Annotated in this window: 10 protein-coding genes; 9 read left to right on the top strand and 1 reads right to left on the bottom strand. The window is 73.1% G+C overall.

What is annotated here, in order from left to right; genetic code table 11:
• Positions 1 to 104: 104 nt before the first annotated feature.
• The 6 genes from ACFXPK_RS30900 to ACFXPK_RS30875 all read left to right on the top strand — a co-directional run bounded on the left by ACFXPK_RS30900 (position 105) and on the right by ACFXPK_RS30875 (position 6,800).
• Positions 105 to 1,844, top strand: a complete 1,740-nt coding sequence (locus ACFXPK_RS30900; protein WP_385006368.1) for an ABC transporter ATP-binding protein — start codon at positions 105 to 107, stop codon at positions 1,842 to 1,844.
• Positions 1,841 to 3,037, top strand: a complete 1,197-nt coding sequence (locus ACFXPK_RS30895) for an ABC transporter permease (RefSeq protein WP_385006356.1) — start codon at positions 1,841 to 1,843, stop codon at positions 3,035 to 3,037. The genes ACFXPK_RS30900 and ACFXPK_RS30895 overlap by 4 nt, the downstream gene beginning before the upstream one ends.
• Entirely contained in the window at positions 3,034 to 4,305 is a 1,272-nt protein-coding gene (locus ACFXPK_RS30890; RefSeq protein ID WP_385006358.1) for an ABC transporter permease, read from the top strand. The genes ACFXPK_RS30895 and ACFXPK_RS30890 overlap by 4 nt, the downstream gene beginning before the upstream one ends.
• Complete coding sequence (locus ACFXPK_RS30885) at positions 4,302 to 4,763, top strand: cytidine deaminase (RefSeq protein ID WP_385006360.1); 462 nt, start codon at positions 4,302 to 4,304, stop codon at positions 4,761 to 4,763. The genes ACFXPK_RS30890 and ACFXPK_RS30885 overlap by 4 nt, the downstream gene beginning before the upstream one ends.
• 80 nt (positions 4,764 to 4,843) lie before the next feature.
• A complete protein-coding gene (locus tag ACFXPK_RS30880) occupies positions 4,844 to 6,121 on the top strand; it encodes a thymidine phosphorylase (RefSeq protein ID WP_385006362.1) in 1,278 nt (425 codons plus the stop codon).
• A gap of 94 nt (positions 6,122 to 6,215) precedes the next feature.
• The gene (locus tag ACFXPK_RS30875) at positions 6,216 to 6,800 is read left to right on the top strand and encodes a Uma2 family endonuclease (RefSeq protein WP_385006364.1); all 585 of its coding nucleotides are present in this window, start codon (positions 6,216 to 6,218) and stop codon (positions 6,798 to 6,800) included.
• Here the strand turns inward: ACFXPK_RS30875 and ACFXPK_RS30870 are convergent.
• The gene (locus ACFXPK_RS30870) at positions 6,793 to 7,470 is read right to left on the bottom strand and encodes an HAD family hydrolase (protein ID WP_385080426.1); all 678 of its coding nucleotides are present in this window, start codon (positions 7,468 to 7,470) and stop codon (positions 6,793 to 6,795) included. The genes ACFXPK_RS30875 and ACFXPK_RS30870 overlap by 8 nt on opposite strands.
• A gap of 290 nt (positions 7,471 to 7,760) precedes the next feature.
• On the opposite strand from ACFXPK_RS30870, the gene ACFXPK_RS30865 reads away from it, so the two are divergent.
• The 3 genes from ACFXPK_RS30865 to ACFXPK_RS30855 all read left to right on the top strand — a co-directional run bounded on the left by ACFXPK_RS30865 (position 7,761) and on the right by ACFXPK_RS30855 (position 10,539).
• Entirely contained in the window at positions 7,761 to 8,060 is a 300-nt protein-coding gene (locus ACFXPK_RS30865) for an STAS domain-containing protein (RefSeq protein WP_385080428.1), read from the top strand.
• A gap of 10 nt (positions 8,061 to 8,070) precedes the next feature.
• Positions 8,071 to 8,727, top strand: a complete 657-nt coding sequence (locus ACFXPK_RS30860) for a class I SAM-dependent methyltransferase (RefSeq protein WP_385080424.1) — start codon at positions 8,071 to 8,073, stop codon at positions 8,725 to 8,727.
• Positions 8,728 to 8,907: 180 nt separating this feature from the next.
• Complete coding sequence (locus tag ACFXPK_RS30855; protein ID WP_385080423.1) at positions 8,908 to 10,539, top strand: carboxylesterase/lipase family protein; 1,632 nt, start codon at positions 8,908 to 8,910, stop codon at positions 10,537 to 10,539.
• Positions 10,540 to 10,721: the final 182 nt, after the last annotated feature.

Below are 10,721 nucleotides of genomic sequence, written 5' to 3'. Positions count from 1 at the left end.
GCCGTCGTCCGGGCCCGGGAGATTCAGCTCATCCCGCCCCATCCCCATGTTCTGGCAGCGCTACGCGTGTTGACGGCCCTCCGGCGCGAAGCTTCACCCCCGCCCTGCCCCCGCAGCCTCACCCCCCGCTCCTTCCCCGCCGAGGAGAGTGCGTCATCAACGCGTCCAGCAGTCCGCCCAGCAGCCCCCCGAGCCCGCCCGCGACCCCGGAGACCGCCGAGCGCCCCGCGCCCGCCGCGCCGCCCGCCGTGCGGCTCCAGGGGATCACCAAGCGCTTCCCCGGTGTCGTCGCCAACCACGACATCGACATCACCATCCGCAAGGGCACCGTCCACGCCCTCGTCGGTGAGAACGGGGCCGGCAAGTCGACCCTGATGAAGATCCTCTACGGCATGCAGAAGCCGGACGAGGGCACCATCACCGTCGACGGCGAACAGGCCGTCTTCGGCAGCCCCGCCGACGCCATCGCGCGCGGCATCGGCATGGTCCACCAGCACTTCATGCTCGCCGACAACCTCACCGTCCTGGAGAACGTCGTCCTCGGCGGCGAGAAGCTCCACGGCATCGGCACCAAGGCGCGCCGGAAGATCAAGGAGATCTCCGAGGCGTACGGACTCGGCGTGCGCCCCGACGCGCTCGTCGAGGACCTCGGCGTCGCCGACCGCCAGCGCGTGGAGATCCTCAAGGTCCTCTACCGCGGCGCCCGCATCCTGATCCTCGACGAGCCCACCGCCGTCCTCGTACCGCAGGAGGTCGACGCGCTCTTCGACAACCTGCGGGAGCTGAAGGCCGAGGGCCTCACCGTCATCTTCATCTCGCACAAGCTGGGCGAGGTGCTGTCCGTCGCCGACGACATCACCGTCATACGCCGCGGCACGACGGTCGGCACCGCAGACCCGGCGCGCACCACCACCAAGCAGCTCGCCGAGCTGATGGTCGGCAGCGAGCTGCCCTCGCCGGAGACCCGGGAGTCCACCGTCACGGACGTTCCCGTGCTCACCGTCGACGGACTGCGGCTCACCGCCACCGACCCCGACGGCGTGGTCCGCGAGGTCCTGGACGGGATCGGCCTCACCATCCACCGCGGCGAGGTCCTGGGCATCGCCGGCGTCGAGGGCAACGGCCAGACCGAGCTGATCGAGGCGCTGATGGGGATGCGCGACCCCGACGGCGGCACGATCACCCTCTCCACCGAGGACATCTCCCACGCGCCCACCCGCAAGCGGCGCGAGGACGGGATCGGCTACATCCCCGAGGACCGGCACCGCCACGGCCTGCTGCTGGAGTCCCCGCTCTGGGAGAACCGCATCCTCGGCCACGTCACCGAGCGGCCCAACAGCCGCCGCGGCCTCCTCGACCTCAAGGCCGCCCGCGCCGACACCGAGCGGATCGTGCGCGAGTACGACGTCCGCACCCCCGGCATCGAGGTCACCGCGGCCTCCCTGTCCGGCGGCAACCAGCAGAAGCTGATCGTCGGCCGCGAGATGAGCCACCACCCCAAGCTGCTGATCGCCGCGCACCCCACCCGCGGGGTGGACGTCGGCGCGCAGGCGCAGATCTGGGACCAGATCCGCGAGGCGCGCCGCGAGGGCCTGGCCGTGCTCCTGGTCTCCGCCGACCTCGACGAGCTGATCGGGCTCTCCGACACGCTGCGGGTGATGTACCGCGGCCGGCTCGTCGCCGACGCGGACCCCGCCACCATCACCCCGGAGGAGCTGGGCTCGGCCATGACGGGCGCCGCCACCGGTCATCTGGAAGCGGCGGACGCCCCGGAGGCCCCCGAGGCGCCGGGGACGGCAGAGGCAGCAGCGCAGAGCACGGTCCCGGAGGACGACGCCCGATGAAGAAATTCGACAAGGACCGGCTGATCCTGGGCTTCGCGGGACCGGTGCTCGCACTCGTCGTCGCCGTCGCCCTGACCACGATGGTGCTGCTCGTCTCGGGCACCAACCCGTGGGAGCCGTACCGCATCATGTTCGAGTCGGCCTCGTACGTCGACGTCCAGGTGCTGATCGTCAACCAGGCCGGAACGTACTACCTGGCCGCCCTCGCCGTGGCCATCGGCTTCCGGATGAACCTGTTCAACATCGGGGTCGACGGCCAGTACCGGCTCGCCGCGATGGTGGCCGCGCTCGTCGGCGCCAGCGTCGACCTGCCGGGGCCGCTCCAGATCGCCCTGATCGTGATCGTCGCGATGCTCGTCGGCGCCCTCTGGTCCGGGATCGCGGGCATCCTCAAGACGACCCGCGGGGTGAGCGAGGTCGTCTCCACGATCATGCTCAACTCGATCGCCACCAGCCTGGTCGCCTGGCTGATCCTGCCGAAGAACTTCGGCGTCCAGCCCGCCGGCTCCAACAACCTCACCACCGGCGACATCCCGGAGGCCGGCTGGTTCCCCGGCCTGGACATGGGCATCGAGGCCGGTGAGATCTACGGCTTCACCTTCGTCGCCGCGGCCTGCGGCATCGTCTACTGGTTCGTCCTCGGCCGGACCCGCTTCGGCTTCGACCTGCGCGCCACCGGCGCCAGCGAGAGCGCCGCCCAGGCGTCCGGCGTCGACGCCAAGAAGATGATCCTCACCGCGATGCTGGTCTCCGGTGGTATCGCCGGACTCGCCGGGATGCCGACCCTGCTGGGCGACACCCACACGTACAGTCTCGACTTCCCCACCGGCGTCGGCTTCACCGGCATCACCATCGCGCTGCTGGGCCGCAACAACCCGCTGGGCATCGCGTTCAGCGCGCTGCTGATCGCCTTCCTCGACAAGTCGTCGGCCTCCCTCGACCAGTACGGGTACGAGAAGGAGATCGCGACGATCATGCAGGGCCTGATCGTGATCTCGGTCGTGGTCAGCTACGAACTCGTCCGCCGCTACGGACTCCGCCGCCAGCAGCAGAAGGTCGGCGAGGAACTCGCCGCGGGCGGCGCCCTCGCCACCACCGGGCCCCCGGCGGGCCACGGCCCGTCCGACAGCGACACCCAGGTCCCCGGACCGTCGGGCAACGACAAGACCGAGAAGGAGGGGTCCGCGCTGTGACCACGACCACGAGCACCGTCTCCGCCACGAGCGCCGCCCCCAGGAAGGGCGGCGGCCGGCCCACCCTCTCCCTGCCCGTCATCCTGCTGATCGTCGCCGGCGCGCTCGCCCTGGTCTCGCTCGTACGGCTGATCAGCGGCGCCGAGGACATCACCTCCGTCGGCCAGGTGGCCGGCGCGCTCGAACTCGCCATCCCCATCGGCCTCGCCGGACTCGGCGGCCTGTGGGCCGAGCGCGCGGGCGTCGTCAACATCGGCCTCGAAGGGATGATGGTCCTCGGCACCTGGTTCGGCGCCTGGGCCGGCTACCAGTGGGGCCCCTGGACCGGTGTCCTCTTCGGCATCATCGGCGGCGCCCTCGGCGGACTGCTGCACGCCGTCGTCACCGTCTCCTTCGGCGTGAACCACATCGTCTCCGGCGTGGCCATCAACATCCTCGCCGTCGGCGCCACCCGCTACCTCTCCAAGTTCACCTTCGACGCGGCCGAGGGCGGCTCCTCCAAGCAGTCCCCCCGCGTCGACTCGATCACCGAGATCACCGTCCCCGGGCTCTCCGACTGGATGCAGGACCTCCAGGCCAGACACTGGTTCCTCGTCTCCGACCTCGCGGGCCTGGTCGGCGGCCTGGTCACCGGCCTCTCGCTGCTCACCGTCGTCGCCCTGCTGCTGATCCCGGGCACCTGGTGGCTGCTGTGGCGCACCGCGTTCGGCCTGCGGCTGCGCTCCTGCGGCGAGAACCCCGTCGCCGCCGAATCCCTCGGCGTCAACGTCTACAAGTACAAGTACATCGCCGTGGTCGTCTCCGGCGGCCTCGCCGGACTCGGCGGCGCCTTCCTCGCCATCGTCTCCACCGGCATCTACCAGGAGGGCCAGACCGGCGGGCGCGGCTACATCGGCCTCGCCGCGATGATCTTCGGCAACTGGATGCCGGGCGGCATGGCCCTGGGCGCCGGGCTCTTCGGCTTCACCGACAGCCTCAAGCTGCGCGGCGGCGCCGAGAACGTCCACGCGATGCTGCTGCTCCTCGCGATCCTGCTGGTGCTGGTCGTCTGCTGGCAGCTCTACAAGAAGAAGTACGTGCCCGCGGTGATCTCCGCGGCCGTCTCCGCGCTCCTCTTCGTCTGGTACGGGCTCACCGACCAGGTGCCCAGCCAGTTCGTGGACGCCGCGCCGTACGTCACCACGCTGCTGGTCCTCGCGCTCTCCGCGCAACGGCTCAGGATGCCCAAGGCGGACGGACTCCCGTACCGGAAGGGCCAGGGCAAATGACGGCGCCGGACGCGACGGCCGAGGTGGACTGGGCAGCGCTGCGGTCGGCCGCGCGGGACGCGATGTCCCGCGCGTACGCCCCGTACTCCGGCTACCCGGTCGGCGTCGCGGCGCTCGCGGTGACCGACGACGGCGGCAGCGCCCGCACGCTCACCGGCTGCAACGTCGAGAACGCCTCGTACGGCCTCGGGCTCTGCGCCGAGTGCGGGCTGATCTCCGCGCTCCAGCTCAGCGGCGGCGGCCGGCTCACCCACTTCACCTGCGTCGACGGCGCGGGCGAGGTGCTGGTGCCGTGCGGGCGCTGCCGCCAGCTCCTGTACGAGTTCGGCGGCCCCGAACTCGTGATGGAGACCCCGGACGGGATCCGTACGCTCGCCGACATGCTCCCGCAGGCCTTCGGACCCGGCCATCTCGGGAACGGCCCCCGCCACGACGGCCCGCCCGGCCGCTCCCACTGAACCCGGCCCCGGCCCCGCCGCGATCCGGCGGCGCCGGGGCCGTCGTACGTACGTAGTCGAACGCAAGGATTAGGACCGCCATGGACGTCATCTCCGTCATCCGCACCAAGCGCGACCGGGGCGAACTGAGCCCGGAGCAGATCGACTGGGTGATCGACGCCTACACGCGTGGCGAGGTCGCCGACGAGCAGATGTCGGCGCTGGCGATGGCCATCCTGCTCAACGGCATGAACCGTACGGAGATCGCCCGCTGGACCGCCGCCATGATCGCCTCCGGCGAGCGCATGGACTTCTCCGCGCTGTCGCGCCCCACGGCCGACAAGCACTCCACGGGCGGCGTCGGCGACAAGATCACGCTCCCGCTGGCCCCGCTGGTCGCCGCGTGCGGCGCCGCCGTACCGCAGCTCAGCGGACGCGGCCTCGGCCACACCGGCGGCACCCTCGACAAGCTGGAGTCCATCCCCGGCTGGCGGGCGCTGCTCTCCAACGCCGAGATGCTGGACGTCCTCGGCACCACCGGCGCGGTCATCTGCGCGGCGGGCGACGGACTGGCCCCCGCCGACAAGAAGCTGTACGCGCTCCGGGACGTCACCGGCACCGTCGAGGCGATCCCGCTGATCGCCTCCTCGATCATGTCGAAGAAGATCGCCGAGGGCACCGGTTCGCTGGTCCTGGACGTGAAGGTCGGCTCCGGCGCCTTCATGAAGACCATCGAGGACGCCCGCGAACTCGCCTCCACCATGGTCGGCCTGGGCACCGACCACGGGGTACGCACGGTCGCGCTCCTCACCGACATGGCCACCCCGCTCGGCCTCACCGCGGGCAACGCCCTGGAGGTCCGCGAGTCCGTCGAGGTCCTGGCGGGCGGCGGCCCGGCCGACGTGGTGGAGCTGACGCTCGCCCTGGCCCGCGAGATGCTGGACGCGGCCGGGCTGACCGACGCCGACCCGGCGAAGGCCCTCGCCGACGGCTCCGCGATGGACGTCTGGCGGCGCATGATCGCGGCCCAGGGCGGCGACCCGGACGCGGCCCTCCCGGTCGCCCGCGAACAGCAGATCGTCACGGCCCCGGCCACGGGCGTCCTGACCCGCCTGGACGCGTACGGCGTCGGCGTCGCCGCCTGGCGCCTCGGCGCGGGCCGCGCCCGCAAGGAGGACCCGGTCCAGGCCGGCGCGGGCATCGAGCTCCACGCGAAGCCGGGCGACCTGGTCACGGCGGGCCAGCCCCTGCTGACCCTGCACACGGACACCCCGGAGAAGTTCGGCTACGCGACCGAGGCCCTGGCGGGCACGTACGACATCAGCCCGGCGGGCACGGCGTACGAGACCACGCCGGTGGTGCGGGAACGTATCGCCTGACCTGCGGTTTCCTCATTCGGGTGAACGGGATCGGTGGACGGCCACCGGTCCCGTTCGGCATGCTGGAATCGGTGACACAACGAAGGAGACCGCCATGAGCGCACTCACCGTCGACCACGAGCCCGAGCCGGGCTGGGACGACCTCGTCCGTCTCTGGAGGGAGAAGGACGCACCCGAGGGCTGCAAGGTGGAGATCATTGAGGGGATCATCACCGTGTCACCGACGCCGTCCTGGGACCACAACTCGACTGCTGACAGTGTGCAGCGGCTTCTGTACGCGGTGATCCCGAGCGACTGGAGAATCTTCCAGACACAGGAAGCGGCGGTACCGGGTCGCAAGGGCCTCTATATCCCGGACCTGATGGTGGCGGCGGAGGAGGACCGGCCCGTGCCCGGGGACCTGTTCCCTGTGAGCCGGGCGAAGCTCGTCGTGGAGATCACCTCACGCGGCAACGCCAACCACGATCGCATCGCCAAGGCGCACGGCTACGCCCAGGCCGGCGTTCCGCTCTACCTGCTCCTCGATCCCTGGGTGTCGGACAGCCCGACCGCCACGCTCTACGGCGAGCCCGAGGGCGGCACGTACCGCACGCTCCAGGCGGTTGAGTACGGCGGCAAGCTCACCCTCCCCGCCCCCTTCGACCTGGTCGTCGACACCTCCGAGCTGCCTGTCAGCTGACCGGCCGGCCCGCCAGCAGCCCCGGCAGCTCCCGCATGTCCTCGAAGACGACCGTCCCCGGTCCCGCCAGCTTGTGCGGGGCCGTCAGGCCGCCCGCGTAGCCGAACGCGCGCATGCCCGCCGCGCGGGCCGCCGTCACGCCGTACGGGCTGTCCTCCACGACCGCGCAGCGCTCCGGGGCCACGCCCATCGTGCGGGCCGCGTGGAGGAAGAGGTCCGGGGCGGGCTTGCCCCGGGCGACGTCGGCGGCGCTGAAGACACGGCCTTCGAAGTGCTGGTAGAGGCCCGTGGTCGTCAGGTTGCGGCGGATGGTGGCGTGGCCGCCGTTCGAGGCGAGGCAGAAGGGGAGACCGAGGGTTTCCAGCGTCTCGGCGACGCCGTCGATCGCGGTCAGTTCGGCGTCGAACGCCTCCTGGTAGAGGTGTTCGTACGCGCGGTGCCAGCCCGGCTCCAGCGGACGGCCGAGGCGCTGTTCGACGGCCGCGTCGTAGATCTCCCCCGAGGAGCCGACGAATGTCTCGATGATCTCCTCCTCGGTGAAGTGGCAGCCCAGCGCGGCGAAGACCTGCGCGTCCACGCGGACGCATATCCGCTCGCTGTCCACCAGGACACCGTCGCAGTCGAAGATCACCAGGTCGACGGGGGTGTGTTCGGCGGGGTCATGGGTCATGACCGGCAGCGTACGGGCTGTGTGCGGGGCGTCGCGATGAGTTCCGGGCGTGGGATCGGTCTCCTTGGTGTGGATGCCAGTGATCCGATCGTTCTCGTCGTCGCGGGGCACGTCACCCCGGGGGGCGGGGCCCCCCCCCGGGGGCTCCAGGGGGCGGGGGGGGCGGGGGGGCTGGGGGCGGGGGGGGCGGGGGCGGGCGGGGGGGGGGGGGGGGTGTCCGCCGAGCCCCCCGCCGACGCCGCGGGGGGCGCCGCCCCCCCCGCGCCCCCCCCCCCCGGCTCCGTGCCGAGCTGGGCGCGCGGCTGCGCGGTTCCGAGGGGGCCGGGGGCGTCGTCTGTGATGTCGGCGGGCTCCGGCGGCCGAATCTGGCCGCCGTTCATGTGCTGGTCGCGCTCCAGCTCGACGCCCGCAGACGGGGCCGGCCGCTGCGGCTGCGTGGGGTGGGGAGCGAACTGCGGCTGCTGCTGGACCTGGTGGGGCTGGCCGGGCGGGACGGCGAGCCGCTCGTGCTCGGGGACGCCGGGGACGCCGGGGACATCGGCGGCATCGGCGGGAAGCCGGACGAACGGGGGCGGGAGGCGCGGGAGTAGGGTGCGCGCCATGGCCGAGCCGACCTTTCTGCGCGAGACGCGGACCTCGTACGACACCGTCGCCGTGGACTACGCGGCGCTGGTGGGCCCCGCGTTCGAGAGGGATGTGCTGGGGCGCGAGATGCTCGGCGCGTTCGCGGAGCGTGTACGGGCCGACGGTGGACGCCCGGTCGCCGATGTGGGGTGCGGTCCCGGGCATGTGACGGCGTATCTGCACGGGCTCGGGCTGGCGGCGTTCGGCGTGGAGCTGTCGCCCCGTATGGTCGACGTGGCCCGGCGGTCCCACCCGGGGCTGCGGTTCGGCCTCGGCACCATGACCGCCCTGGAGCAGGCGGACGGTACGCTCGGCGGCGTCGTCGCCTGGTACTCGGTGATCCACATCCCGAGGGATGTCCTGCCCACGGTGTTCGGCGAGTTCAGCCGGGTCCTGGCGCCCGGCGGACTGCTGCTGCTCGGGTTCCACGTGGGGGACGAGGTGCGGCGCAAGGAGCGCGGGTACGGCGGCCACCCGATGTCCCTCGACGTCCATCTGCTGCCGGTGGAGAGGGTCGCCGCACTGGCGGAGGGCGCCGGGCTCGTCGTGGACGCCACGCTGGTGAGGGATCTGGACGGCGCGGGGGTACCGCAGGGGTGCCTGCTGGTCCGTAAGCCGGTTCCGGCTGTGTGACGGTTCCGGCCATGTGACCGGTACACATCGGTGGGGCGACTGGGGCGACTGGGGCGACTGAGGCGGCCGGGGCGCGTGGGGCGGGCGGAACCCGGCCGCGCCGCCCGGACGTTGTCAGGGTGCGCCGTGTACGGCGTACCCCGCCGGCCGGTGCGGCCGGCCCGGCCGAGAGGACCCCCGATGACCGCTGCCGAGCCCGCCCCCGACATCGCCTCCGCGTCCACGGCGGCCGGGGCCGATCCCGGCACGGAGCTGAGCATCGCGGCCGGAAGACTGCGGGGCCGCCGGGAGGGCGGCGTCGCCGTCTTCCGCGGCATCCCCTACGCCGAGCCGCCGGTGGGCGCCCTGCGGTTCGCCGCGCCGAGCCCTGCCGCCGGCTGGGCGGGGGTACGGGACGCGGGGGCGTACGGGCCGGCGTGCCCGCAGGCGGAGTCGGCGACCCGGCTCACGCGGCCGAGCGGTGACGCGGACGGCGGGGCCCGCGGGTCCGTGGCACCGGACGAGTGGCTGACGGTCAACGTCTGGTCGCCCGCACTGCCCGGCACGGTCACGGACCCCGATGTCCGGCTGCCGGTCATGGTGTGGATCCACGGCGGCGCGTACATGTCGGGGACCGCGGGCGACCCCGGCTACGACGGCGGGCGGCTCGCGCGCGAGGGCGGCGTCGTCGTGGTCACCCTCAACTACCGCATCGGGGTGGAGGGTTTCGCCTGGATCGAGGGGGCGCCCGCCAATCGGGGCCTGCTCGACCAGGTCGCCGCCCTGGAGTGGGTACGGGACAACATCGCCGCGTTCGGCGGCGACCCGGGCCGTGTCACCGTCTTCGGCGAGTCGGCGGGCGCGGGGTCGGTCGCCGCGCTGCTGGTCATGGAGCGGGCCGCCGGGCTCTTCACCCGGGCCATCGCCCAGAGCGTGCCCGGACCGTACTTCTCGGCGGAGCTGGCCGCGGACATCTCCACGGAGATCGCCGCCGAACTCGGCCCGGACATCCGGCCGACGGCCGCGGAGCTGGCGCAGTTCCCGCCGGACCGGCTGGTCGCCGCGGGCGTCGCCATGGCCGGGAAGATGTCCGGGTGGGAGGAGCGCTGGGGCGGCGTCGCCCGTACGGGAGCGCCGTACTCACCGGTCGTCGACGGGGACGTACTGCCCCGCGCGCCCTGGGAGGCCCTGGCGGACGGGGCCGCCCGGGACGTCGAGCTGATCGTCGGGCACAACCAGGACGAGTTCCGGCTGTTCGCCGCCCTGAGCGGGCAACTCGGCCGGATCACCGAGGAGCAGGCGCGCGCCGCGTTCAGCGCCTTCGGCCCGGTGGCCGACAGCGCGGCGGCCTACCGCGCCGCCCACCCGGACGCCGACGCCGAGCGGCTGCACGAACTCGTCTTCTCCGACTGGCTGTTCCGGATGCCCAGCCTGCGTCTCGCCGAGGCGCAGATCGCCGGCGGCGGCACCGCCCGCGTCTACGAACTGACCTGGCAGTCGCCCGGGATGGGCGGCGCCCTCGGGGCCTGCCACGCCCTCGACGTACCGCTGACCTTCGGCAATCTCACGAGCGGGCTCGCGCCGATGCTGATCGGGCCGGAGCCGTCGGCCGAGGCGGAGACCCTGTCGGCCCGGCTGCGCGCCGCGTGGACGGCCTTCGCCTCCTCCCGGCTCACCGACGAGGACTGGCCCCCGTACGACGCGCACAAGCGCCGGGCCCTCGTCCTCGACGGCGGGGCGAACGCGATCGCCGCCTACCCCGAGGAGGACTCCCGGCTGCTCTGGGAGTCCCACCGGTTCGCGGCCCTGCCCCTGCCGGACGGGAAAGGGTGAACCGAGAGGGGCACCGAGAGGGGAGCTGAGAGGGGAACCGAGAGGTGAACCCGCGTGCGGGGGTAGCCCGGTGGGGGGCGCACCCGGCCGGGGGGCCCCGGGGCGGGGGGCCCCCCGGCGGCGGGGGCCCCCCCCCCCCCCCCCGCCGGGGGGGGGGGGCGCGCGCGCGCGCGGCGCCCCGG

This window comes from Streptomyces sp. NPDC059142, assembly GCF_042755665.1.
Lineage (GTDB): Bacteria > Actinomycetota > Actinomycetes > Streptomycetales > Streptomycetaceae > Streptomyces.
Note: the sequence above shows the minus strand (reverse complement) of the source record. Positions and strands in the feature narration are given on the sequence as shown.